Genomic DNA, 24431 nt, shown 5'->3' with positions numbered 1-24431 from the left:
GGGATCGCCGACAAGGTCGGCTCCCACCAGTCAGAGGTACATCCCCAGCCGGTCAGGGCTTTGCACCGGCGCGGATGGTTGCCTCGTTGATGGCGCGGACCTTGGCCTCGTCGACCTTTTCGACCTTGCGGTCGTAGGTGAACAGGCCATTGTGTTCGCCCTCGACGTCGGTGATCTGGGTGTAGACGCTGCCGGATACCCCGATGGCGGGGCCTTTGTCGCGCAGCACCGCGGTGTTGGCGACGTAGCCATCGTTCAGCGCGGCGTTGTCCTTGACCTCGCCATAGGGGTTGATGGCCGTATTGGGCCACATGTGTCCCGGGACGCCCAAGGTGAGGCCGCCGTGTTCGCCATCCATGGAGGCGCGGGTGGCGTCGGGATGGGGCAGGCCGGGGCCCTGGTAGTCGTGCACGTCGTAGACGTCACCGGCCTGCGGATCGCCCTTGGTGTCGCAACAGTTGAGGCCGCTGCGCGCATTCACCAGGCGTGAAGGGTCCAGTTGCTTGATCTGCTTCGCCAGTTCGGCGGCCGCGGGGACGCTCCACTGGCCCCAGCCTTCGTTGAACGGAATCCAGCCGATGATCGAGGTCGTGCCCGCGAGTTGCTCGACGATGGCCGAGACCTCCATACGGAAGCCGGCCTTGTCCGCCTCGCTGAGTGTGTCGTTATGGCCGTTCGGTAGCGACGGCATGTCTTGCCACACCATCAGGCCGAGCTTGTCGGCCCAGTAGTACCAGCGCGCCGGTTCCACCTTGATGTGCTTGCGGATGGTGTTGAAGCCGAGGTCGCGGGTCTTCCGTATGTCGAATTTGAGCGCTTCGTCGGTGGGGGCGGTGTAGATGCCGTCGGGCCAGTAACCCTGGTCCAGCGTGGCGAGCAGGAAGGTCGGCTTGCCGTTCAGCACGATGCGGTTGCGCCCGCCCACTTTCGCGATGGCGATGGTGCGCAGGCCGGCATAGCTGGTCACTTCATCACGCTGGCCACCCTGGGCAAGCGTGGCCTTGAACGTGTAGAGGAACGGGTCCTGGGGACTCCACGTGCGCGGATGCGCGATGGCCAGGTGCAGCGGCTTTCCGGCGGGCCCCTTCGCCTCGCCTGCCGGCTTGCCATCGGCGTAGGCGATGACATGCAGCGTCGCATCGCTGCCGTCGCCATGCAGCTTCGAGGTCACCGTGAAGGCATCCAGGCTCGAAGCGGGCGTGAAATCCAGTTGCGCCAGGCTGGTGGCCGGCACGGGTTCCAGCCACACCGACTGCCAGATGCCGGAGGCCGCGGTATAGAAGATGCCCTCCGGTTTCAGCCGCTGCTTGCCCACCATCACGTTCGTGGCGTCCACGGGTGCATGCACGGCGACGACGATTTCCTGGGGCCCGTCGGCGCGAAGCGCCTGCGTGATGTCCGCGTCGAAGGACGTGTAACCACCTTTATGGCGAGCCACTTCCGATCCGTTGACGTACACCGTCGCGTCCTGGGCCACGGCGCCGAAGTTCAGCCGCACGCGCTGGCCGTTCGCGGTGAAGGTGGCGGGAACATCGACCAGCCGTCGGTAGAACATGAAGTCGGCATGCTGCTGCACGCCCGAAAGCACGGACTCGACCGGATACGGAACCAGCACCCGATCCTTCAGGGACTTTCCGAACGGCGGCGCGGTCTGCCCATCGGCCGCCGTGTACTCCCACAGTCCATTGAGGCTCATCCATCGAGGCTGTTCCAGCGACGGTCGCGCCAGTTGTGGGCGTGGATACTCGGGCAAGGCGTTGTCGGGTGAAACCTCGGCTGTCCACGGCGTCGCCAGGGGCGCCTCCTTGCCGCTCCACGTGGCCGTCCGGCCCGCCGCCGGGGCCGATGCGGTGCCGGCCGACGCACTCGTCGACATGGATGGCGGAGCGTCGTGCGGGTCGGCGCCCCAGGTCTTGCTCGGCTCCGCCCCCATCGTGAGTACCAGCGTCGCGCCGTTCTCGATATCCGCATGGCTGAACCAGGGTTTGTTCCATGGCTTGCCGTCGAGCGTGGCCGACTGGATATACATGTTTCGTGCGGAGTTGTTGCGCGCGACGATCTCGAACACCTTGCCGTTGCCCATGCGCAGGCGAACGCGGTCGAAGACCGGGCTGCCGATGATGTACTCGGGGCGGGACGGATCGACCGGGTAGAAGCCCATCGCGCTCAGCACGTACCACGACGATGTCGAGCCCTGGTCGTCCATGCCGGGGTAACCGTATCCCGTGGCATCGCTGCCATAGAGGTCGGAAAGGATGCGGCGCGTGAGTGCCTGCGTCTTCCAGGGCTGCCCGCTCCATGCGTAGAGATAGGCGGCCTGCTGGTCCGGCTGGTTGCCCTGCACGTACTGCCCGATCACGCCGGTGCAGTCGCGACAGATTCCTTTCGGCCGGTACGGCGTGTCGAAGAACGTATCGAGCTTGGCGTTGAATGCATCGCGTCCGCCGAGCAGGTTCATCAGGCCCTGCACGTCGTGCGGCACCAGCCACAGCGTGGACCAGCCCGAGGCTTCCTTCATCATGAAGTTGTAGTACGGCTCGGCTGGATCGAACGGCGAGATCCACTTGCCGTCGTCCGTCCGTCCGCGGAAGAAACCGACGGACGGATCGAACACGTTGCGATAGTTCGCCGCGCGACGGAGGAACATGGCGGCATCGTCGTTCTTGCCGAGGCGGCGGGCCATGTCGGCGAGCGCGTGGTCGTCCCACGCATATTCCAGCGTGGTGGCGACGCCTGCCTTGCCTCCCGCATAAGGCGGGCTCGGATTTCCCTGCGGAACGATGTCGGAGATCCAGCCGTTCTTCACGTACTCGGCGAGGTAGCCGCGCGGCCCCTTGGGATCGGTGGCGTTCTTGTACAGTGCCTCGTACGCGGCGGCGTAATCGAACGGGATGCCACGTTGCATCGCGCCGTCGTAGAGGAACACCGCATGGTCGCCGTGGAACGAGGTGTTCATGTAGCCGCGTTCGCGCGCGCGGTCCAGCTCCGACCGCATGATGTCCTGCACGACGTTCGGCGCGAGCAACATCAGGAGCGCGATCTGGTTGCGGCCGGTGTCCCAGAATGGCACGGGGCCGTAATGGTCGTAGTCGGCCACCTGGTCATGGCCCTCGGCGTCCGTATAGTGCTCGCCCTTGCGGGCGATCATGCGCGGGCTGGCGAAGGAGTGATATAGCGTTGAATAGAACAGCTCGCGCTGCTTCGGCGTACCGCCGGCCACCTCGACGCGGTCGAACAATTCCGCCCACTTCGCCCGGGCCTTCGCATGCACGCGATCGAAGTCCGCATCGCTGTCCTGCGCGCGAAGCCGCTGCTCGGCTTCCTGGGCACTGTGGCCATGAGCGATGCGTACCACCACCTGATCGCCCGCCTTCGTGTCGAAGGTGACGTAGGCACCGGCGTAATCACCCGAGACCGTGCGGCGGCTTGCCTGCACGTCTTCGTGTCCCAGCCCTTCGCCTGTGTGGGTCACGTCGGAGTGGAAGCTCACGAAGCTCGCGAACGGCCGCGAGAATTCGGCGATGAAGAAGGGGCCATCGGCGTCCCTGTCCCTGCGCCCTGCGGTGGCGACGCCACGAATGATCCGGTCACCCACCACCTCCACGTCGCCACCCGCGCGGCGCAGGTTGACCACGACGTTGGACCGGTGGCTTTCCGGGAAGGTGAAGCGCATCAGGCTGGTCCACTGCGTCGCCGTGAGTTCCACCTTGGTGTGGAACGTCGCGAGGTCGACCGTGTAGTAACCCGGCGACGCCTTCTCGGTCGCCTTGTCGTAATAGGAGGTCGCGTAGTCGGGCGGCACCGTCCAGTCGCCCACGACGGGCATGACCATCGGCGCGCCGCGTGCCCCATAGGTCGAGCCGCCACCGGTGAAACCGAACATGACGGGACGCCGGTAGTCGTACGCCACCGGTACGCCCGTGGCGAAGCCCAGGTCGGCGTTGATATTGACCGGCGCCGCCTCGGTGGCGCTCAGCGGAAGACTCGCGCCCGGCGTCGTCATGCCCGTGTAGGTAGGCTCGCCAGGCGGTGGCGCGTTGCCGAGCAGCGCCTGATTGTCGAGCGAGGCCGTTCCCACCAGGGGGTTGGCGATGTCCACGGGCGCCGCGGAGGACGCCGCGGGCTTGTTGTCTTTCGCCAGCAGGGTGGTCGCCGTGGTCGCGACGAGCATCGACAGCGCGACGGCTAGGGCACGGTGGGGAAGACGTGCCGTGGATGCGTTCATGTGTCATTCCTTCGCTTGGAAAGAAAACGGGGCCGGGCGATGTGCCCGGCCCCGTCGCTTTTTTACTTGTTGCTGTCACCACCGAACTTGTAGGTCACGCCCACGTAGTACTGGCGGCCCGGGTACAGCAGCTGGACCAGGCGCGAGCGGGTGTCGCCGCCCAGGTAGGTATGCGGCCTCGCCTTGTTGAAGTTGATGATCGACGCGGTGACCATGAAGTGCTTGTTGAACTCGTAGTCGCCATTCAGGTCGATCTGGTGGTACGGCTGCGCGTAGATCGGCAGGCCGGCGGCCAGTCCTTCCATCGTGCGACCCGTCCAGTTGTCGCTGGCACGCAGCAGCAGCCCGTTCTTTTCATAGAACAGCGAAACGTTCGCCGCGTACTTCGCGCTACCGATCAGCTCGGCCTTGCCGACCTGCGTATCGCCCAGCGACACCGCGGTTTCGTTGGTGTGGTTGAGCGTGTAGTTGGCGATGTAGCCGAAGCCCGTGTCCCAGGTGTGCTGCGCGTAGATCTCGATGCCCTTCGACGTGCCGGAGCGACCGTTGGCATTGGTGCTGTACTGCTTGAAGGTCGTCTGGGTGCCACCCACGTTCACGTCGATGTTGTTGACGGTGACCGGCACGACGAAGTTCTTCACCTTCTTCTGGAACAAGTCGATACCGACGACGCCGTGCGCCGCGTAGTACCACTCGCCGGCGAGGTCGAACTGGGTGGCCGTGAAGGGTTTCAGGTCGGCGTTGGCGCCGGAGCCGTACCAGCCCGGTAGGGGGGCGCCGAACTGCTTGCGGTCGTTGTAGTACTCCTGCGTATTGTTGGTCAGCTGGCCCAGCTGGGCCAGGTCGGTGTAGTTGGCGCGCGCCATCGCCTGGGAGCCGGCGGCACGAAGGACGAAGTCGTCCGCGATCGTCCACGCGATGTTGAAGCTCGGCAGGAATTTGTTGTAACGCTTGTTGGTCGTCGAGTTGTTGAAGTTCTCGACCACCGCCACTTCGCGCGGCAGGTACTGGAAGTCGCCCGGCGCGCACGCGCCACCGCCCGCGTTCACCCCGGAGGCAGGGCAGATCAGGATATTGCCGCTTGCGTCGTGGTAGTACACCGCGTTGTTGGTGGTGACCTGGTTGGCGACGGTGAGATCCTGCTTCGTGGTGACGAAGCGCACGCCGACGTTGCCGCGCAGGGTGCCCGTGTCGAAGTTGGCCTGCACATACGCCGCCGCGATCTTCTCGCCGATCGACGACTTGTTCTGCGGCTTGTTGTAGATCGTCCGGTCGTAGGTGTCGTTCAGGTAGTTGTAGTACGCCGGATAGTCGATGGCCGGGAAGATGCTGTCACCGTAGGCATGGTTCACGCCATTGAGGTAGTTCGACAGAAGGAAGTTGGACGGCAGCTGGCCCGCGTTCGGATCGCAGGTCTGGAACTGCAAGGTGGTGCCCTTGCAGTACCAGCGTACTTCGTTGCTCTGTTGCTCGGCATTCGCATCGCTGTACTTCGCGCCGAACTGCAGCGACTGCAACCACGAGGAATCGAACGCCCAGGTGAAGTCGGCCTGCGCGAAGTTCTGCGAGTTGCGGGTGTTCACCATGTTGGAGCCGGTCGAACCCAGGTCGACCTGGCCGGCGCCGGCCTGCATGTTCTGCAGCACGGACGGATCGGCCGTGATGCCCGGCTTGCCGCTGAGGTTCCACGCGGCGCCGGTGCTGCCATTCACCCATTGGCCATTCACGAAGTTGCGCGGCTTGGCGGCCATGCCCAGTTCGATCGAAGGACCGCCCTTCGCCCAGGTCCGGCCGACGTTGAACGAGCCGCTCAGGTCGCCGCCGTTATCCCACTCGCCTTCCAGGTTGAGTGTCTGCGAGGTCGCCTTTTCGACGGAATAGTTGCCGTTGAGCCACGGGATTTCCGTGTTACACACGTCCACCGCCTGGCGGGAGGCGCCGGTGACCGGGTTCACCGCGGAGTTGCAACCGACGCCGGCGGGCGGGAGCACGTAGTTCGCACCCGTGACGATGGTGCCCGACTTGTCGAAGGTCAGGCCGTTGGGCGCGAGGAGCCGGCCGTTCTGGTCGGCGTAGTTCGTATTGTTCGGCAGGCCCCACTCGGGAATCTCGAGGGTGTTGGTGATCTGGGTCTGCTCGCGTTCGAACCGGAAATAATTGCCCGTCAGCAGGAAGTGATCGCTCGGCTTGAACTGCATCGTGGCCTGGGCGCCCTTGGTCTTCAGGGTCAGGTCGTTGCGGCTCGTGGCGAACTGCTGCGGCATCCAGAAGCCATTGGAAATGTTCCCCGCCTGGTCGACGACACCGTTGCCCCACAGGTCGATGTTGTTGTTGACCCCGGCGCTGTACGGATTGCCGTGGATGTCCACCGGCGGCTGCGTGCAGGTCTCGTGGTCCTTGCAGGCGTCCGACCACCAGTGCCAGCTCGACGCATCCGCCGAGTACGTGGTCGCCTGGCGCTTCTGGTAGGCACCAGCGACGAGCACGCCGAACGTCTCGTCCTTGTTCTTCCACGACCACAGCGCGGCACCCTGCGGTTCCGTTTTCGCACTGGTGTCCGAGCTCGCGGCGGTGCCGGTGACGAAGCCCTCGTTGGCGCCCATTTCGAGTGGGCGGCGGGTGCGCAGGTCGACGTTGCCACCGATGCCGCCTTCGTCCAGGCGTGCCTCGAGGCTCTTGTAGAGCTTGATGTCCGAGAACATGTTCGCCGGGAACAGCGTGTAGTTGAACGAACGCGTCAGGCCCGCCGAGGTATCGGCAGAGGCAACGTAGTTGCCATTCAACTGCGTATAGGTCAGTTCCGGCGCAAGGCCGCGGATGCTCACCGTCTTGCCTTCGCCGGATTCACGGCTGATGACCACGCCGGGAACGTGCGCCAGCGCGTCGGCGATGTTCTTCGCGGGGAATTGCGCGATGTTCTGCGCGTTGATGACCTCGACGATGGAGTTGGCTTCGCGCTTGTCCTGCACGTTCTGGTCGATCGACTGGCGGTAGCTCGTGACGACGACCGTTTCGAGATTCGTGGGGTTGGGTGATTTCCCGCTCTTTTCCTTGTCGGCTTTCTTTTGCTTCTCGTCCTGCGCGGCTGTCGCGCTATCGGACGGCTGCGCCGGCGAGGACGCCGTCGCGGTGGCTGGCGTGGATGTCTGCGCGAAGGCTTCCGAGGGGATCCCCAGGTAACCGGCAAGCGACAAGGTCGCCGAGGCGAGCGCGGCGTAGAGCGGCTTGCGCTTGATCATATATGGCAGGTAAGTCATGTCTTTCTATGTCCCCTCAGTGATGCGCCTGTGTGGATTCGGCGCGGTACTCCCCCGTTGGATCACTGCTACGTGTGCGGTTTATCGATGCACGCGTCCTCCTCCTGTTCTCGACTTGGATCGATCCAAATTTTTGGCGTGCCACGGTCGTCAGCGCGTCCGCCGTGGATGGCAATTCAGGAAGTCGCTACGGCAGGCGGGCGCCGGAGAAGGCGCGGGCAGGGCGACGTGCCGTGGCGAGCGGGATCAGGCATGGGGAAGCGGCCGGACGGTGCGCGCGCGGATCGTACCCGGTGAAAATGCGAGCGATTATCGGTTTCACGTCACGGCTCCCCATTCGTTCGACAGTCTTCGCGGCAAGCAGCGGCACGCGAACGGCGCGGTGCGCACGTCACGTTTCTCCCCGCCCCGTTCCAGGTCCGGATTCGTCGCGGCCTTGGAAAGGCGCGAGGCGCTCCTGGCTTGGATCGATCTAATTTCCCCCGGGGCGCAAGTTACGGCGCGGAAGTCTGAGGTGTCACGCTGCACCGCAAAAACTCGCTGTCGAACCGATCGTGGGCGAGTCCATGCCGGGCATACCCGATCCCGGGGTAACTCCATGATGTTTCCTGCATTTGAAGCTATGCTCGCTATCCGGTGGCGCATCGGCCATCACAGGGGAAATCGGTTATGACGAGATGGATCGCGCTGGCCTTGGGGTTGGCGGCCGTGGTGTGTGGGCCGGTTTCGACATCCGCCGATGCACCTGCACGGAGTGCCTTACGGGATGAAAGCCTTTCGCCTTCCTGCGGAAGCAAGCCCACCAAGGTGGACGACTCGCGCTTTGTCGTCATCGGTGGGATCGAGCAATGGGTGACGGCCAAGGGAGACAGCTGCGCCAATCCCATCCTCCTCTTCATCAGCGGAGGTCCTGGCAACCCACTCAGCGGTCTTTCCGACAGCATCTACGGTGCCGGCGAGCGCGACTTCGTCGTCGTCCAATGGGACCAGCGAGGCGCGGGCATGACCTATGGCCGCAGCCCTCCGGCGCCAGGCGAGAAACTGACGATCGAGCGGATGGCGCAGGACGGAAACGAATTGGCCGCCTATCTGGCCAAACGCTATGGAAAGCGAAAGGTCATCCTGTGGGGAAGTTCGTGGGGCTCGATCCTTGCCGTGCACATGGTCAAGGCGCATCCTGAGTTGTTCCATGCGTACGTCGGCACGTCCCAGATAGTCAATTCGGTGGAGGCCCAGGCGGCGAGCTATGAAAAACTCTCGCAACTTGCCGTGAAGGAAAAGGACGAGGATTCGCTCGCCGTGCTCAGGCAGGTCGGATCACCACCATGGACCGACCCGCGCAGCTTCGGGAAAGTGCGCCGGATCATTCGCAAGTACGAGGCAAGGGTCACGTTGGCGCCCCCGGACCATTGGCATCGCGCGGCTGCCTACACCACCGCCAAGGCAGAGGCGGATTACGAGGCGGGCGAGGATTATTCCTTCATGAATTTCGTCGGCATGCACGGCGACGGCATGCTGTCGAAGGTCGACCTGCCGAGCCTGGGCATGGATTTCGCCATCCCTGTGTTCTTCGTCGAAGGGGTGCACGACTTGCTGGCGCCGCCGGAGTTGGCCCGCCGTTATTACGAGTCGATCAAGGCGCCTGAAAAGGGATGGGTCCTGCTCGAACACTCAGGTCACGATCCGAATCAGGAAGTCGTCGATGCCGAGTACAAGGTGCTCCGCGAGAAAGTCCTTCCACTGACCCGGGATAAATAGAGACTCGCCGCATACTCCGGGGCTGAAGCGGGTTCCTTGCGAGAGCCGCTTCAGCCCCGCGCCTTACGGCCGCTGTTGCGACTTCAGCAGGTCGCGGATCTCGGTGAGCAGGGCCACGTCGGCCGGTGGCGCCGCCGGGGCTTCCTCCTCGCGGCGGCTGAGGCGGTTGATCGCCTTGACCACGAGGAAGATCGCGAACGCGATGATGATGAACTGGATCAGGACGTTGATGAAAACGCCGTACTGTACGGCGACCTCGGCCGTCTTGGTGGCCGCGTCGGCGGGCTTCAGCACCCACTTCCAGTCGGAGAAGTCGATGCCACCGATCGCCCAGCCGATGGGCGGCATGATGATGTTGTCGACCAGCGACGTGACGATCTTCCCGAACGCGGCGCCGATCACGACACCGACGGCGAGATCGACCACGTTACCGCGCAATGCGAATTTCTTGAATTCCGCAACGAAACTCATCGGTCCTTCTCCTCATGGCATGACTGAAACATTCGCGAAGTCAGACCACGCGCCCCTCGAGCGTGGCGATGCCTTCCAGCGTGGCACGGAAACGGTCGCCGCGCTGGAGGGCGGCGACGCCCGCCGGCGTGCCCGTATAGACGATATCACCGGCTTTCAATTCGAACAGCCTGGATAGGGCACTAAGTATTTCCGGCACGTCGAGCACCATGTCGGCGAGCGTGGCCTGCTGGCGTGTTTCGCCGTTGATTTCCAGGGCGATGCGCGTGTCGGGCAAGGGCTTGGCGTCGCTTGCGGGAACCAGGGCGGAAACGGGCGCGGAATGGTCGAATCCCTTCGCCACGTCCCACGGTGCGCCCTTGGCCTTGGCCTGTGCCTGCAGGTCGCGGCGGGTGAGGTCCAGCCCCACGCCGTAACCCCAGACCAGTGCGCGTGCCTCGTCCACGGAGAGGTCCGATCCGCCCGCGCCCAGGGCCACCACCATTTCCACTTCATGGTGGAGATCGTTCGTGGCGGACGGGTAGGGCACATCGGCGCCGTCGGTGACGAGGGCGTCCGCGGGCTTGGTGAAGAACATCGGGTTCGCCTTGTCGACCGAGGCGCCCATTTCGCGCGCATGGTCGGCGTAGTTGCGGCCGATGCAGAAGACACGACGGACCGGGAAGCGCTCGGCGCGACCGGCGACGGGGATGCTCGGCTGGGCCGGCGGCGGAATGACGGTATTCATGCGCCAAGCGTATCAGGTGACACCTGTCACGACAGATGACTGATGGTCGAAAGTGGTGCACGTTCCGCGCGAATCGCATGATCTTGCTGGGGCGGCGGGCATGCGCTCGAACATCATGGGGACCCTGGGGAAGATGAATTCGAACAAGGAGCTGCTCCGGCAGCTGAAGATCGACAAATCGCAGAAGGAGCCGCATGGCGGCGAGCGCGCGGGAGTCCGCACCGCGCTGGTCGTGGTCGCCGTGCTGGTCCTCGTGCTCGCCGCGGCCATGGGTGCCTGGGCGTTCCTCGCCCACCGGCCCGTGGAGGTTCGCACCGCCACGGCGGTATCGCCCAGCGCCGGCACGGAGGCGGGGGCGGTATTGCAGGCTACCGGCTACGTCACCGCCCGGCGGCAGGCCACCGTGTCGGCACAGATCACCGGCACCTTGGTCGAGGTGCTGATCGAGGAAGGCGACCGGGTGAAGAAGGGCCAGGTGCTGGCCCGGCTCGAAGACAACGCCCTGCGTGCAAGCCTGGAGTCGGCCCGCGCCAACGCGGCGGCGGCGCACGCCAACGTGGCCCAGACCCAGGCCCAGCTCGACCAGTCGTTGCGCGATGCAGACCGGCAGGAAGCGCTTGTCGGTCGCGGACTCGTGTCCAGGCAGTTGGCCGAGCAGAGCCGCACCCAGGCCCATACCTTCCGCGCCCAGCTCAACACGGTACGCCGGCAGGCCGATGCGGCCGAGGCGCAGGTGGCCGTGGGCCAGGTGAACCTCGACTACACGGTGATCCGTGCGCCCTTCGATGGCGTGATCACCGACAAGGCGGCCCAGGTGGGCGAGATCGTCTCGCCGCTGTCGGCGGGAGGGGGCTTCACCCGCACGGGCGTCGGCACGATCGTCGACATGGATTCGCTGGAGATCGATGTCGACGTCAACGAGGCCTATATCGGCCGCGTGCAACCGGACATGCCTGCCGAGGCCGTGCTGGACGCCTACCCGGACTGGCGCATTCCGGCGCATGTGATCGCCATCGTGCCCGCCGCCGACCGCGGCAAGGCCACGGTGAAGGTACGCGTGGCACTCGAGAACAAGGACGCGCGCATCGTGCCCGACATGGGTGTCCGCGTGTCGTTTCTCGAACGTCGCGCCCCCGTGCAGTCCAGCGCGCCCAAAGGCGTGCTCGTGCCCACGGCGGCGATCGTCCGCCGTGACGGCCACGAAGTCGTCTACACGGTCGCCGAAGGCAAGGCCGTCCGTCGCCAGGTCACGGCAGTGAAGCAGGACGCCGGCGACCTTCGCCTGGTGACCGACGGCGTGGCCGCAGGCGATACCGTGATCGTTTCTCCTCCCGACTCGCTCGCTGACGGCGCCGCCGTTCGCGTCGCCACCCAAACACCTTGATACGCACGGAGACATAGCGATGGCCACCCTGATCGACATCCAGGATCTTTCCAAGGTCTACGAGCGCGGCCGGCAGAAGGTCGAAGTGCTGCATGGCGTGAACCTGCGCATCGAGGAAGGCGATTTCCTCGCCCTGATGGGCCCGTCCGGTTCCGGCAAGACCACCTTGCTGAACCTGATCGGCGGCCTGGACACGCCCACGGGCGGCAGCATCGTCGTGGCTGGCGATCGCATCGACCAGCTGGGCTCCGGTGCGCTGGCGAAATGGCGGGCCTCCCATGTCGGTTTCGTCTTCCAGTTCTACAACCTCATGCCGATGCTGAGCGCGCAACGCAACGTCGAGCTGCCGTTGCTGCTGACGAAGCTGTCGGGCGCGCAACGCAGGCAGAACGCCTCGATCGCGTTGCAACTGGTCGGTCTCGCCGACCGGGCGACGCACAAGCCTTCCGAGCTTTCCGGTGGACAACAGCAGCGCGTGGCGATCGCCCGCGCGATCGTCTCCGATCCCACCTTGCTGGTCTGCGACGAACCCACCGGTGATCTCGACCGGCAATCCGCCGAGGAGATCCTGGGCCTGCTGCGCGAACTCAATCGCGAGCACGGCAAGACCATCGTGATGGTGACCCACGATCCCAAGGCCGCCGAATACGCCAACCATATCCTGCACCTCGACAAGGGCACCCTCGTCGAACAGTCCGTGGCCTGACGCGGAGGATGCCGGCATGAAATACCTGCACCTCATCTGGGCGGCGCTGTTCCGGCGCAAGGCCCGCACGTTCTTCACGCTGATCTCGATCCTCGCCGCGTTCCTGCTGTTCGGCATGCTCGATGCGACGCGTGCGGCCTTTTCCTCGGGCGGCAGCGTGATCGGCGTCGACCGTCTCATCACCACCTCGCGCTATTCCATCATCCAGTCGCTCCCGGCCAGCCTCGCCACGCGCATGCAGGCCGTTCCCGGCGTGAAGGCGGTGGGCCATGCGAACTGGTTCGGTGGCATCTACCAGGACCCGAAGAACTTCGTGCTCAGTTTCGCGGTGAGCGACAACTACCTCGATATCTACCACGAGATCGTGCTTCCGCCGGAGCAGCGCAAGGTGTACGAAGCGACACGAACCGGTGCGATCGTGGGCGAGGCGCTGGCGAAGCGTTTCGGCTGGAAGGTGGGCGACAAGGTCCCGCTGCAATCCACGATCTTCCCGCAGCGCAATGGCGACAAGACCTGGCCGTTCGACATCGTCGGCATCTACACGCCGGCCAAGGGAGCGGCCAATGGCACGGACCAGCAGTTCTTCTTCCACCACAAGTATTTCGAGGATGCGAACGCGTTCCAGAGCGTCGGCACCACCGTGGGCTGGTACGTGGTGAAGCTGACCTCGGCCGACCAGGCGGATCGCGTGGCCAAGGCCATCGATGCCCTGTCGGCCAACTCGGACCATGAAACCAAGACGCAGACGGAGCAGGCGTTCAATGCCTCGTTCGCCAAGCAGCTGGGTGATATCGGCCTCATCGTCTCGGCGATCATGGGCGCGGTGTTCTTCACCCTGATCCTGCTCACCGGCAATACCATGGCGCAGGCGGTCCGCGAACGGACCAACGAGCTCGCGGTGCTGAAGACGATCGGCTTCTCCAGCCGCAGCGTGCTTTGCATGGTGCTGGCGGAAGGGGTATTGCTGCTCGTGCTCGGCGGTGTGTTGGGGCTTGCGCTGGCCGGCGTGCTCGTGCCGATCGTGGCGAAAGGCAGCGGGGGCATGCTCAACCTGCCGCCGATCGGCACGCAGACCTGGATACTCGGCATCGTCCTGATGCTGGTCATCGGTGCGCTCGTCGGCTTGTTGCCCGCCATCCGCGCCATGCGCCTCAACATTGTCGATGCGCTCGCCGGGCGCTGAGGGGACACACGATGAAATCCGCAAAGAAATTCGGTGCCGGCGTCCTCACGTTGCTGGTGATCGCGGTCTTTCTCGCCGTATGGATCGCCTTGCCCTGGCCGGGCGTGGTGGCGCTGGCGGTGGTGCTCGCACTATGGATGGCGCTGACCCGTCGCGGCCGGCAGACCTGGGAGGTGACCAAGGTGGGGTTGGCGACGGTCACCCAGCGCCTGGGATCGTCGTCGGTCGTCGTCGTGGGCATCGCCGGCGTGGTCGGTGTACTGGTGGCGATGCTGGCCATGAGCGAAGGCTTCGCCGAAACGCTGCGCTCCACGGGCAACGAGCGTACCGCCATCGTCCTTCGCGGCGGTTCGCAGGCGGAACTCAATTCGATCCTCGATCGCGACAGCGCGAACGTGGTGGTCCAGGCGCCGGGCGTGAAGAAGGACGCGAAGGGCAGGCCGATCGCTTCCGGCGAACTGGTGGTCGTGGCGAACCTGCCGCGCAAGGGCGATCCCGCCAGCGACTCGAACGTGCCCATCCGCGGCGTGAGCGAGGACGTCTGGAACCTGCGCGATCAGGTGAAGATCGTCGAGGGTCGCAAGTTCCAGCCGGGACTGCGCGAGTTGATCGTCGGCAAGGGCGCGAAGGCGCAGTTCGAAGGCCTCGATGTCGGCAAGTCCATTCGGCTTGCCGGGCAGACATGGACCATCGTCGGCGCCTTCGAATCGAAGGATGCCCTCGAGTCGGAACTATGGGGTGACACGCAGAGTGTCGCCTCGGCGTATCGCCGGGGCAGCAGCGTGCAATCGGTGACCGTGCTGCTGGACTCGCCCAAGGCGTTCGACGCGTTCAAGGCCGCGCTGGTGGCGGACCCGCGCCTGAAGGTGGACGTCTCCACGACCCGTGAGTACTTCGGCAAGCAGTCCGAAGGGCTGACCAAGGTGCTGCGCGCGGTCGGCATCACCGTGGGCGTCATCATGGCGATCGGTGCGGTATTCGGAGCGCTCAACACGATGTTCGCCGCCATCCAGGCGCGCGCCCGCGAGATCGCCACGCTTCGGGCCATCGGCTTCCGTGGCGTGCCCGTGGTGGTATCGGTGATGCTGGAAACGATGCTGCTCGCCCTGCTTGGCGGTGTCGTCGGGGCGGGCATCGTGTGGATCATCTTCAACGGATACACCGCGTCGACACTCGGGGCGAACTTCAGTCAGGTGGTCTTCCGCTTCCACGTGAGTGGCGAACTGTTGTGGACGGGCATCAAGTGGGCCCTGGCCATCGGGTTCATCGGTGGATTGTTCCCAGCCCTGCGTGCGGCGCGGGTGCCGGTGACGACGGCGTTGAGGGAGTTGTAGCACCGCGGGGCGTGCCTTCCCGGAAGGGTTGGCACGCCGCCAGCGCGGCGATGCCGATGCCGAACACCGTCATCATGCGCGCCATCCACCATCGAAGCCTGCGCGAGCAGGCGAAGCGCGCCGGTCCGGCCCCAGCCATTGAATCTCTCCCACGAACGAGGAGGGAAGCCTAGGGAGTCGTATCTCGCACGGACATCGAAGGATTCTGAAAAACACCCGCTGCCGGGCCGTCTTGCGACCTGCGTCACATTCCCGCGCGAACGCCTGCGATCAGGCCTTGCGCACGCGCATCATCGTGATGGTGCCCACGCCGATCAGGATGATCGCCATGCCTGCGAGGTCGAACGGGCCCACGTGCTCACCGGCCAGGGCCACGCCGAACAACACGGCGACTGGCGGATTCACGTACGCGTAGCTCGTGGCGAGGGCGGGGCGGACGGTCTTCAGCACGTAAAGGTAGGCACTGAAGGCGATGATCGAACCGAAGACCACGAGGTAGGCCAGCGCGGCGGTGGCACCGGTTTCCGGGTGCGCCGGAAAGCGTTCGCCATGCAATAGCGCGATGATCGTCAGCGAGACGCTGGCGCACAGCATCTGCGCGGCGGTGTTCATCGGCCCCTTCGGCATGTCCTGCCGCTTCGACCACACCGAACCGAACGCCCACGCCATGGCCGCGCAGATCAGCGCGATGGCGCCGAGTGGCGAGCCGGAAAGGCCCGCGCCCAGGTTCAGCACGATCACGCCGACGAAGCCGAGCAGCAGGCCGGCGGTTTCGCCGCGCGTAGGCCACTCGCGATAGATGCCGCCGAACAGCGCGGCGAACAGCGGCATGCTCGCCACCGCCACCGCGGCGATGCCGGAGCTGACCGTCTGCTCGGCGAAGCAGACCAGGCCATTGCCGCCGGCGAGCAGCAGGGTGCCGACGATGGCCGCGTTTTTCCACTGGCGCCTGGTGGGCAGCGCGGCCCCACGCAGGCGCAGCACGGCGAAGAGCAGCACGCCGGCCACGGCGAAACGGATGGCGGCCAGCAGGAACGGCGGATAGCTCACCAATGCATAGCGGATCGCGAGATAGGTCGATCCCCAGATCACGTAGAGCGCGAACAGCGACAGCGGCACCATCCAGCGCGGGTCGCTGAGGGCGGAGGCGGGAGCTTGGCTGGTGCTACAGGCGGCGTCTGACATGCGGGGGAATCCAGGGCGGGCGCGCACCGCGTCGTGCGGCGCAATCCCGCAAGATATCGCCGCTACCGCATGGACGGTAGCGAAAGGTTCGACGGTCAGCCTTGAGTGGCTTTCATGGCACGTTCGGTGGCCAGCAGTTGTTGCTTGATATCCATGCCCCATCGCCATCCGCCGAGGCTGCCGTCCTCGCGGATGATGCGGTGACAGGGAACGAGCAGGGCCAGCTTGTTGCTGCCACAGGCGCGACCGATGGCGCGCGCCGCCTTGGGTACGCCCAGGGTCGCGGCCAGTTCGCCGTAGCTCAGTGTCTCGCCACGCGGAATACGCGTGAGCGCATCCCATACGCGCCACTGGAAGGCGGTGGCGGCGACATCCAGCGGTGGCAGGGCGGGGGCGTCGCGATCGCTCCAGCCGAGGTCATGGGCCACGCGGGCGATGACCGCGTCGAGCCATTCCTCCCGGCCCTCGTCTACCCGTTCCCGCTCGGCGAGGGGAAATTCCTCCGCCAGGCGCGTCTCGAGTTCGCGATCGTCCTGGCCCAGCGTCACCGAGCAGATGCCCTTCGCGGTGGTGGCGACCAGCAGCCGGCCGAGCGGTGTCTGCGTGGTGGTGTAGCGGATCGAGGCGCCCGCACCGCCCGCCCGGTAACTGGCGGGAGTCATGCCGAGGCGGCGGTCGCTTTCTTCGTAGACCCGGCTACCGGAGCCGAAGCCGGCTTCGTAAACGGCATCGGTGACCGCCGCACCGTCGCGCAGGACCTCGCGCAGCTGGCGGAACCGGCGGGCGCGGGCGTATTCGGCGGGACTGACGCCGTACCGGCGCCGGAAGGCGCGTTGCAGATGGGTCGGGCTCAGCCCGGCGATGGTGGCGAGGCTGGCGAGATCGGTGGCGCCGTCGGCCTGTTCCAGGGCGGCGCGGACGCGTTCTAGCGCATCGTCGGCGGCGGGACGCATGGCGTAAGCCTGAGAGTTCATGGTGGCCTCCTTCATGGGAGACCAGCGTAGGCGGGGCGAGGCCCCGTCACCATCCGCTTCTTGCGGACCCGATCAGTGGTGGATGGGCGTGTTCTGCCGGATCACCACGAATTCGCCTTCCAGCACGTCCGGGTCCTTCGGGGCACCGCGCCCCGAAGCGCCGGCCACGCGGCCGTGGGCGAGCTTCCACTGGCGCACGGCGAGGAAAACCAGGCCGCCGGCCATCAGCACGCCGAGCACGACCACGCCGAAGACGAGCAGCACGCCCACCACGGCGAGGCCCAGCACCAGCGACAGGGCGCGGACGAGGGGATTACGCGAACGGCGGATGGGTGGGAATACGAAGCGCATTGGTTAAAAATCCGTATGGCACAATGACATGCGTGCGACCCTCTTTACCTTGGGGCAATCGATCCTCATAGACAAGTGCCATGACTACTACCGCCGACACCGCTCCTCTCTGCCTGCTGGCGGACATTCCCGATGGCAATGCCATCGAAATCGAGACCCTGGTCGATGGCGAGGTGGAGTCCCTGCTGGTCTACCGACACGGCGACGAGGCCCATGCCTACTTCAATGTGTGCCCGCACGCGGGCCGGCGCCTGGACTACGCTCCCGGGAAATTCCTGGTCCGCAGCGGGCAGATCATCTGCGCCGCTCATGGGGCGACCTTCACGGCCGAAAGCGGGGATTGCACGGCGGGGCCATGCCGGGGAGACCGCCTGCGGGCCGTGCCGGTAGGGGTGTTCGATGGCGCCGTACGCCTCGTAGTCTGAGAAAAAGGTTCTTCTTCGCGCATTTGTTTGGGGCGGGCTCGCCTTCGGCCTCGCGTTGGCGTCCGTGCGGAGCGGCAAGAGCAGGCGGGTACCACCCTCGGGGCCACGCCTCCGGCGACCCGTCAGGGAAGGGCCGCTAGCGCGGCCGTTTACTTATTGCCCTACGGGCCGGGTCGGGCTCCGCCTGGGGGTTTCCGACTCGCCTTCCATGGCTCGGCGGAAACGGCCGGCCGTCCAGGCCGGCCCCCTCCGGGCCTTGTCCAGTCGCAGCCCTCGCCTGCGCTACCGGCCCCGAGGGTGGTACCCGCCTGCTCTACTCCACGGTGAGGTGGATTGCGCGGAGTGCGCCGCAGGCAATCTGGGTGGGCCATGCAGGGCGATAGCACCAGTTGATTGGCGAGCAATAGCCTTCGTTGCGGGCTGGCTTATCTGCGTATCCGCGTATCCGCGTACCTGCGTGGCGCGTGCCGGCGGGAGTCATGCGCCGCCACACCACACCGTTCCTGTCGCCGCGAAAGCGCGGTCGTGTCGCGTCCGACAGCATGATCGCTCACCGGATCGCAGGCGGTGCGCTCGCCCCCACGAACCTCACGATCCGGAAGAGCCGGCGGGCGTCACCCTCGGGGCCGGTAGCGCAGGCGAGGTGCTCCACCGGAAAAAGCCCGTTAGGGGGCCGGCCTGGACGGCCGGCCGTTTCCGCCGAGCCACGGATGGCGAGTCGGAAACCTCCGGTGGGGCGCCGACCCGGCCCGCAGGGCAATAGTAAATGGCCGCGCTAGCGGCCCTTCCCTGACGGGTCGCCGGAGGCGTGGCCCCGAGGGTGACGCCCGCCGGCTCTTGCGAGAACCCCTACCGGTACATCAGATTGATGGTTACCAGCGTCAGTGCCAGGATCAGGATCGTCAGCGGCAGGCCCACGCGGAGGAAATCCTTCGAGCGGTAGCCGCCGGGGCCGGCGACCATCATCAAGGCGGGATGGCCGGACGGCAGCAGAAACGTGTTCGACGACGATACCGCCACGATCAGCGCGTATGCTGACGGATTGCCGCCCGTACTGACCGCCACGCTGATCGCGATCGGAACCATCATCACCGTGGCGCCCACGTTCGACATCACCTGCGAGAACATCAGGGTCAACACGGCGATGGAGAGTTGCAGCGTCCACTGTGGCGCGTGGCCGAGGATGGCCAGCACCTCCTGGGCGATCCACGAGGCGGTGCCGGTGGAATCCATCGACCAACCCAACGGGATGAGGCAGGCGGTGACGAAGATGGTCTTCCAGTTGATCGCCTTGTAGGCCTCGTCCATGTTGAGCACGCCGGTGAGCAGCATGCCCACCGCGCCGGTCATCATCGCCACCGAGAGGTCGAGTTGGGTGAACAGGGCCAGGCACTTGGCCAGCACGAAGAAGCCCACCGCCTGCCAGATCTTGCCGGGGCGCTGCTCTTCCTTCGGAATGTCGGTGACCACGACGATGTCGCGGTCTTCCTCGGCCAGCATCAGGTCGCGCCATTTGCTGTGCAGCACGAGGGTGTCGCCCGCACGCAGGGTCACGGCACGCACGTCCTCGCGGTAGACCTCGTCGCCGCGGTTCACGGCCAGCACCGAGATGCCGAAGCGCTTGCGCAGTCGCAGGTCGCCCACCGTCTGCTTGATGAAGCGCGAGCTGGGCGGTATCACGGCTTCGGAAATACCGGCGCGGGTGGTGTTGAACTGATCGCCCAGCTGGCGCATGCGCATGGACACGCGGCAGAGCTGGTTGTTGGCGAAGGCGTTGATGGCATCGCGGGGGGCCAGCACGCCGAGCACCGTGCCCACCCAGATCATCTGGTCCGAGGGCGGCGCCACGCGGCTCTCGTTGCCGTTCTTGATCGCGAGGATCAGCGGGGCGCCATGCAGTTGCTCCACCTCGCCGATGCTCATGCCCACCAACGGGCTCTCGGCGGTGACGGTCAGTTCGGCGGTCTCGCCGGCGATGCCGTAGGTGTCGGCGAAGTAGCTCTCGGTACGGCCGGGGGTGACCTTGAGACGGTCGTCCTCGCGCTCCGGGAGCAGCTTGCGGGTGAAGAAATAGAAGAACAGCACGCCGGTCACGGCCAGCACGAGGCCCACGGGCGTCACGCTGAACAGGCCGAATTTCGGGATCGTATGCGCGCCCGGCGGCAGGTTGCTGTTCGCGCTGGCGATCAGGTCGTTGAGGACGATCAGCGGCGAGTTGGCGATCAGCGTGGTGTTGGTGGCGGTGAGGATGCAGAACGCCATCGGCAGCAGCAGGCGCGACATCGGCACGCCCGTGCGTGCGGACAGGCGGCTGGTGACCGGGATCATCAACGCGGCCAGCGCCTGGCTCGGAATCACGGCGCTGAACAGGCTGGTGACGCTGTTGATCACCACGCCCAGGCGCGACTCCACGCCACGGGCCATGCGCATGACGAAGGCGGCGGTGAGGTTGAGCACGCCGGCGCGGTCCAGGCCCGCGCCCATGATCATGATCGCGATGATGGCGATGACCGCGTTGCCAGCGAAACCGTTGAACACCTGGTCGCCGGGAATCAGCCCGGTGAGGCCGATCGTGACCACCACGAGCAGGGCGACCATGTCGGCCCGGATCCACTCCAGAACGAGCATGAGCATGGTGAAGCCCACCAGGCCCAGCACGAGGATCATTTCGGGAGTGAGGGTCAGTGCCACTAGCCGGCTGTCCGGATCCGGTCGGTTGAGGCGTGCGGTGGCATGGTCTTGCCAGGCTGTGGATATTGCCGCAGGAGTATACGCGCTGGGGGTGGCTCCCGGCTGAAGCTGGCGGCACCGGACCCTCGGTGGTTCCTATCCGCTCATCGGCTGAGGTTGCTCAGCGCCAGGTCGACGATCGTGTCGCCACGGCCACTCATCACCGCCTTCAACGCGTACAGGCTGAAGCCCTTCGCCTGCTCCGCGGTGATCTTCGGCGGCATGGAAAGCTCCAGGCGGTTGCTCACCACGTCCAGCAGCGCGGGGCCCTCGTGCGAGAGCACCTCGGCGATGGCCGAGGGCAGGTCGCTGGCGCGGGTCACGCGGCGGCCATGGATACCCATCGCGTTGGCCATGGCGGCGAAGTCCGGGTTGCGCAATTCCACGCCGGTCTCCAGCAGGCCGGCCGCCTTCATCTCCAGCTCGACGAAGCCGAGCGTGCCGTTATTGAGCACGATCACCTTCACCGGCAGCTTTTCCTGGGCCAGGGTGATGAAGTCGCCCATCAGCATCGAGAAGCCGCCGTCACCGGACAGCGAGATCACCTGCCGGCCGGGATAGGCGGCCTGCGCGCCGATGGCCTGGGGCATGGCATTGGCCATGGAGCCGTGCACGAAGGAGCCGAGCAGGCGGCGCTTGCCGTTCATGCGCAGGTAGCGCGCGGCCCATACGGTGGGCGTGCCGACGTCGCAGGTGAAGACGGCATCCTCTTCGGCCAGTTCGCTGACCAGGCGGGACACCTGCTGCGGATGGATCAGGTCGTGGCCGGGCTCGATCCTCGCCAGTTCGTCCAGGCCTTCACGGGCGCGGGCATAGTGGGCGAGGCAGCGGTCGAGATGACCGCGCACGCGCTTGGGTTCGATGCGCGGAAGCAGTGCGCGCAGAGTCTCGCCGACGTCGCCGACCACGCCGAGGTCCACGCGGCAACGACGGCCGATGTTGCCGGGACGGATGTCCACCTGCGCGATCTTCGCGTCTTCCGGGTAGAACTGGCGATACGGGAAGTCGGTGCCGAGCATCAGCAGCGTGTCGCAATCCTCCATCGCGTGATAGCCCGAGCTGAAGCCGATCAGGCCTGTCATGCCCACGTCGAAGGGATTGTCGTACTCGACATATTCCTTGCCGCCCAGCGCATGCACGATGGGCGATTTCAGTGCATCGGCGAGCGCGATGAGTTCGCCGTGCGCACCGGCCGTGCCGCGCCCGCAGAGCAGCGTGACGCGCTTGCCCGCATTGAGCAGGGCCGCCAGCGCGTCGAGTTCGCGCTCGGCCGGAATCACCTTCGGTGCGGGTGGAAGCAACCCCGCCGCTGGCGTCACCTTCTTCACCGGCGACGCGCGCATGGCCACGTCGCCCGGGATCACCACCACGGCCACGCCGCGCTGCCCGACCGCCGCGCGGATCGCCGCGTCGAGCACGAAGGGCATCTGCGCCGGATCGGACACCATTTCGCAATACACGCTGCATTCGCGGAAGAGTTCCGTCGGATGCGTTTCCTGGAAGTAACCGCTACCGATTTCCGCACTGGGGATGTGCGCGGCGATGGCCAGCACCGGCGTGCGCGATCGATGGCAGTCGAACAGGCCGTTGATCAGGTGCAGGTTGCCGGGGCCGCAACTTCCTGCGCAAACGGCCAATTGTCCCGTGAGCTGCGATTCACCGCCCGCGGCGAATGCGCCAGCCTCTTCGTTGCGTACATGCACCCAATCGATGCGCTTCCGCTCGCGCAGCGAATCGGTGATGGCATTGAGGCTGTCGCCCACCACGCCATAGATGCGACGGATACCGGCTTCTTCGAGGGTTTCGGCGATCAGGTCGGCAAGGTTGGAGATGGACATGGGGAAACTCCGTGGGCACGAAGTTCCATGTTATGCCGCGACGACGGTCAAGAGGCCGTCGTCGAGCCTATCCATTCGTATAGGTAATCCCATACGCCATGGCCTAGTCGCGTGCCCCTGCGCTCGAAGTGCGTCTCGATGCGCCACGCCGGGCGCTCCGCGGTTTCGCCGGGCCCGACGCGATTGCGCCAACCTTCGGCGGCTTCCATCGTCTCGCGCATGTGCTCGGCATAGGCTTCCCAATCGGTGGCCAGGTGCAGCAAGCCGCCGGGTGCCATGCGCGACGCGAGCAACGCCACGAAGGCGGGTTGCACGAGGCGACGCTTGTTGTGGCGCTTCTTGTGCCAGGGATCGGGGAACCAGATGCGCACCTCGGACAAGCTGCCCGCGGGGATCTCGTTTTCCAGTACCTCGACGGCATCGTGCTTGTACAGGCACACGTTGGACGCATCGCGCGCGGCCAGCGCGTTCATCAGGCGGCCGACGCCGGGGCCGTGTACTTCGACGCCGATGTAATCGCGCGCGAGATCGTGTTCGCTCGCCCATGCCAAGGCTTCGCCGTTGCCGAAACCGATCTCGAGCACGCGCGGCGCATGCCGGCCGAAGATGGCGTCGAGGTCGCGTTCACGGCCCGTGTAGTCGAGACCGAAGCGTGCCCAGTGGTCGTCGAACGCGCGCTGCTGCGCCGGGGTCATGCGGCCTTCGCGCAGTACGAAGCTGCGGATGCGTCGGTGGAACGGGGCGTCGCCCGATGTCTCGTCGTCGTGTGCCATGGTCAACCCACCAGTCCGTCGACGGGGCTCGAGGCCGAGGCGAAACGCTTGCGCGGGATGCGCCCCGCGCGGAAGGCGGCGCGACCCGCCTCGACGGCGAGCTTCATCGCGTGCGCCATCAGCACGGGATCTTTCGCGCCGGCGATGGCCGTGTTCATCAGCACGCCGTCGCAACCCAGTTCCATCGCGATGGATGCATCGGAAGCGGTGCCGACGCCCGCGTCGACGATGACCGGCACCTTCGCGTTCTCCACGATCTCGAGCAGGTTGTAGCGATTCTGGATGCCCAGGCCCGAACCGATCGGTGCCGCCAACGGCATGATCGCGGCGCAGCCGATCTCTTCCAGGCGCCGGGCGAGGATGGGATCGTCGGAGGTGTAGACCATGACGTCGAATCCATCGGCCACGAGCTTCTCGGCCGCGACCAGGGTCTGCACCACGTCGGGATAGAGCGTGCGTTCGTCACCGAGCACTTCCAGCTTCACCAGGTTGTGCCCGTCGAGCAGTTCGCGTGCGAGGCGGCAGGTGCGCACGGCGTCGTCGGCGGTGTAGCAGCCGGCCGTGTTCGGCAGCAGGGTGAAACGGTCGGGTGGCAGCGCGTCGAGCAGGTTCGGCTGGCTGGCGTCCTGGCCGATGTTCACGCGGCGGATCGCCAGGGTGACGATCTGCGCGCCAGCGGCCTCGGTAGCCCGGCGGGTCTCGTCGAAATCCTTGTACTTGCCGGTACCGGTGAGCAGCCGCGAATGGAACGTGCGGCCGGCAACGGTGAGCAGGTCGTCGGCGGCGGGAGAGAAATGGTTCATGCGGGCTATCCGTCGGAGGGCGCGGGGCGTCAGCCGCCGCCAATGGCGTGGACGATCTCCACCCGGTCGCCTTCGGCAAGCAGGTGCGTCGGGTGCGCGCTGCGCGGCACGATCTCCAGGTTGACCTCCACCGCCACGCGCTTGCCGGCATAACCGGCGGCGTCGAGCAGGGCGGACACGGAAGTACCGGGCGCGCATTCGCGCGCGTCGCCGTTAAGAGTGATCAGCATCCGCCAATTGTACCCAACCCACCTTCCTGGGAAACCAAGATGGGAAGCAGCCCCGGATCTGTCTCTTATACACATCT

18 protein-coding genes are annotated in these 24431 nt (G+C 65.8%); 6 read left to right on the top strand and 12 right to left on the bottom strand.

Annotation, left to right across the window (positions count from 1 at the left end; translation table 11 throughout):
• Positions 1-52: 52 nt before the first annotated feature.
• Together ACR9ZJ_RS10285 and ACR9ZJ_RS10280 are read right to left on the bottom strand one after the other, a co-directional pair.
• Positions 53-4225, bottom strand: a complete 4173-nt coding sequence (locus ACR9ZJ_RS10285; protein ID WP_481287699.1) for a GH92 family glycosyl hydrolase — start codon at positions 4223-4225, stop codon at positions 53-55.
• 62 nt (positions 4226-4287) lie between these two features.
• Positions 4288-7482, bottom strand: coding sequence for a TonB-dependent receptor (locus tag ACR9ZJ_RS10280; RefSeq protein WP_481287698.1), 3195 nt, complete (start codon positions 7480-7482; stop codon positions 4288-4290).
• 669 nt (positions 7483-8151) lie between these two features.
• Between ACR9ZJ_RS10280 and ACR9ZJ_RS10275 the strand changes: the two genes are divergently transcribed.
• Positions 8152-9240, top strand: a complete 1089-nt coding sequence (locus ACR9ZJ_RS10275; RefSeq protein ID WP_481287697.1) for an alpha/beta fold hydrolase — start codon at positions 8152-8154, stop codon at positions 9238-9240.
• A 63-nt stretch (positions 9241-9303) separates the two neighbouring features.
• On the opposite strand, the gene mscL is transcribed toward ACR9ZJ_RS10275, so the two are convergent.
• Both mscL and ACR9ZJ_RS10265 read right to left on the bottom strand, forming a co-directional pair.
• Positions 9304-9711, bottom strand: coding sequence for a large-conductance mechanosensitive channel protein MscL (gene mscL / locus ACR9ZJ_RS10270; RefSeq protein WP_306850995.1), 408 nt, complete (start codon positions 9709-9711; stop codon positions 9304-9306).
• A gap of 40 nt (positions 9712-9751) precedes the next feature.
• A complete protein-coding gene (locus ACR9ZJ_RS10265; RefSeq protein ID WP_481287696.1) occupies positions 9752-10438 on the bottom strand; it encodes a fumarylacetoacetate hydrolase family protein in 687 nt (228 codons plus the stop codon).
• A 133-nt stretch (positions 10439-10571) separates the two neighbouring features.
• On the opposite strand from ACR9ZJ_RS10265, the gene ACR9ZJ_RS10260 reads away from it, so the two are divergent.
• The 4 genes from ACR9ZJ_RS10260 to ACR9ZJ_RS10245 are packed head-to-tail and all read left to right on the top strand — an operon-like array spanning position 10572 to position 15045.
• Positions 10572-11822: an efflux RND transporter periplasmic adaptor subunit gene (locus ACR9ZJ_RS10260; protein ID WP_481287695.1), complete on the top strand. Its 1251-nt coding sequence runs from the start codon at positions 10572-10574 to the stop codon at positions 11820-11822.
• 19 nt (positions 11823-11841) lie between these two features.
• A complete protein-coding gene (locus ACR9ZJ_RS10255; protein ID WP_481281608.1) occupies positions 11842-12528 on the top strand; it encodes an ABC transporter ATP-binding protein in 687 nt (228 codons plus the stop codon).
• A gap of 16 nt (positions 12529-12544) precedes the next feature.
• A complete protein-coding gene (locus ACR9ZJ_RS10250; protein ID WP_481281607.1) occupies positions 12545-13711 on the top strand; it encodes an ABC transporter permease in 1167 nt (388 codons plus the stop codon).
• 11 nt (positions 13712-13722) lie between these two features.
• Positions 13723-15045 carry an ABC transporter permease gene (locus ACR9ZJ_RS10245; RefSeq protein WP_481287694.1) on the top strand — a complete coding sequence of 441 codons (1323 nt, stop codon included), beginning with the start codon at positions 13723-13725 and terminating at the stop codon, positions 15043-15045.
• A 270-nt stretch (positions 15046-15315) separates the two neighbouring features.
• Here ACR9ZJ_RS10245 and yedA read toward each other — a convergent pair whose 3' ends face one another.
• The 3 genes from yedA to ACR9ZJ_RS10230 form a co-directional block, all read right to left on the bottom strand.
• Positions 15316-16230 carry a drug/metabolite exporter YedA gene (yedA, locus tag ACR9ZJ_RS10240; RefSeq protein WP_481281605.1) on the bottom strand — a complete coding sequence of 305 codons (915 nt, stop codon included), beginning with the start codon at positions 16228-16230 and terminating at the stop codon, positions 15316-15318.
• 95 nt (positions 16231-16325) lie between these two features.
• Entirely contained in the window at positions 16326-17204 is an 879-nt protein-coding gene (locus tag ACR9ZJ_RS10235) for a methylated-DNA--[protein]-cysteine S-methyltransferase (RefSeq protein ID WP_481287693.1), read from the bottom strand.
• A gap of 72 nt (positions 17205-17276) precedes the next feature.
• Positions 17277-17555: a hypothetical protein gene (locus ACR9ZJ_RS10230; protein ID WP_481287692.1), complete on the bottom strand. Its 279-nt coding sequence runs from the start codon at positions 17553-17555 to the stop codon at positions 17277-17279.
• A gap of 80 nt (positions 17556-17635) precedes the next feature.
• Between ACR9ZJ_RS10230 and ACR9ZJ_RS10225 the strand changes: the two genes are divergently transcribed.
• Entirely contained in the window at positions 17636-17980 is a 345-nt protein-coding gene (locus ACR9ZJ_RS10225) for a Rieske (2Fe-2S) protein (protein WP_481281602.1), read from the top strand.
• An 849-nt stretch (positions 17981-18829) separates the two neighbouring features.
• Here the strand turns inward: ACR9ZJ_RS10225 and ACR9ZJ_RS10220 are convergent.
• The 5 genes from ACR9ZJ_RS10220 to thiS all read right to left on the bottom strand — a co-directional run bounded on the left by ACR9ZJ_RS10220 (position 18830) and on the right by thiS (position 24354).
• On the bottom strand, positions 18830-20647 hold the full coding sequence (locus ACR9ZJ_RS10220; protein ID WP_481287702.1) for an SLC13 family permease: 1818 nt from the start codon (positions 20645-20647) through the stop codon (positions 18830-18832).
• 167 nt (positions 20648-20814) lie between these two features.
• Entirely contained in the window at positions 20815-22548 is a 1734-nt protein-coding gene (gene poxB, locus ACR9ZJ_RS10215) for a ubiquinone-dependent pyruvate dehydrogenase (protein ID WP_481281601.1), read from the bottom strand.
• A 47-nt stretch (positions 22549-22595) separates the two neighbouring features.
• Entirely contained in the window at positions 22596-23321 is a 726-nt protein-coding gene (gene trmB, locus ACR9ZJ_RS10210; protein ID WP_481287691.1) for a tRNA (guanosine(46)-N7)-methyltransferase TrmB, read from the bottom strand.
• A 2-nt stretch (positions 23322-23323) separates the two neighbouring features.
• Positions 23324-24124: a thiazole synthase gene (locus tag ACR9ZJ_RS10205; RefSeq protein ID WP_426286615.1), complete on the bottom strand. Its 801-nt coding sequence runs from the start codon at positions 24122-24124 to the stop codon at positions 23324-23326.
• A gap of 29 nt (positions 24125-24153) precedes the next feature.
• The gene (gene thiS / locus ACR9ZJ_RS10200; protein WP_306850982.1) at positions 24154-24354 is read right to left on the bottom strand and encodes a sulfur carrier protein ThiS; all 201 of its coding nucleotides are present in this window, start codon (positions 24352-24354) and stop codon (positions 24154-24156) included.
• Positions 24355-24431 lie beyond the last annotated feature (77 nt).

It is taken from the genome of Luteibacter sp. KNZ12-1A (assembly GCF_056755675.1).
Note: the sequence above shows the minus strand (reverse complement) of the source record. Positions and strands in the feature narration are given on the sequence as shown.

Coding starts and splice junctions, on each gene's coding strand:
- ACR9ZJ_RS10285 (WP_481287699.1), bottom strand. CDS start 4,225: ATGAACGCATCCACGGCACGTCTTCCCCACCGTGCCCTAGCCGTCGCG.
- ACR9ZJ_RS10280 (WP_481287698.1), bottom strand. CDS start 7,482: ATGACTTACCTGCCATATATGATCAAGCGCAAGCCGCTCTACGCCGCG.
- ACR9ZJ_RS10275 (WP_481287697.1), top strand. CDS start 8,152: ATGACGAGATGGATCGCGCTGGCCTTGGGGTTGGCGGCCGTGGTGTGT.
- mscL (WP_306850995.1), bottom strand. CDS start 9,711: ATGAGTTTCGTTGCGGAATTCAAGAAATTCGCATTGCGCGGTAACGTG.
- ACR9ZJ_RS10265 (WP_481287696.1), bottom strand. CDS start 10,438: ATGAATACCGTCATTCCGCCGCCGGCCCAGCCGAGCATCCCCGTCGCC.
- ACR9ZJ_RS10260 (WP_481287695.1), top strand. CDS start 10,572: ATGAATTCGAACAAGGAGCTGCTCCGGCAGCTGAAGATCGACAAATCG.
- ACR9ZJ_RS10255 (WP_481281608.1), top strand. CDS start 11,842: ATGGCCACCCTGATCGACATCCAGGATCTTTCCAAGGTCTACGAGCGC.
- ACR9ZJ_RS10250 (WP_481281607.1), top strand. CDS start 12,545: ATGAAATACCTGCACCTCATCTGGGCGGCGCTGTTCCGGCGCAAGGCC.
- ACR9ZJ_RS10245 (WP_481287694.1), top strand. CDS start 13,723: ATGAAATCCGCAAAGAAATTCGGTGCCGGCGTCCTCACGTTGCTGGTG.
- yedA (WP_481281605.1), bottom strand. CDS start 16,230: ATGTCAGACGCCGCCTGTAGCACCAGCCAAGCTCCCGCCTCCGCCCTC.
- ACR9ZJ_RS10235 (WP_481287693.1), bottom strand. CDS start 17,204: ATGAACTCTCAGGCTTACGCCATGCGTCCCGCCGCCGACGATGCGCTA.
- ACR9ZJ_RS10230 (WP_481287692.1), bottom strand. CDS start 17,555: ATGCGCTTCGTATTCCCACCCATCCGCCGTTCGCGTAATCCCCTCGTC.
- ACR9ZJ_RS10225 (WP_481281602.1), top strand. CDS start 17,636: ATGACTACTACCGCCGACACCGCTCCTCTCTGCCTGCTGGCGGACATT.
- ACR9ZJ_RS10220 (WP_481287702.1), bottom strand. CDS start 20,647: ATGATCCTCGTGCTGGGCCTGGTGGGCTTCACCATGCTCATGCTCGTT.
- poxB (WP_481281601.1), bottom strand. CDS start 22,548: ATGTCCATCTCCAACCTTGCCGACCTGATCGCCGAAACCCTCGAAGAA.
- trmB (WP_481287691.1), bottom strand. CDS start 23,321: ATGGCACACGACGACGAGACATCGGGCGACGCCCCGTTCCACCGACGC.
- ACR9ZJ_RS10205 (WP_426286615.1), bottom strand. CDS start 24,124: ATGAACCATTTCTCTCCCGCCGCCGACGACCTGCTCACCGTTGCCGGC.
- thiS (WP_306850982.1), bottom strand. CDS start 24,354: ATGCTGATCACTCTTAACGGCGACGCGCGCGAATGCGCGCCCGGTACT.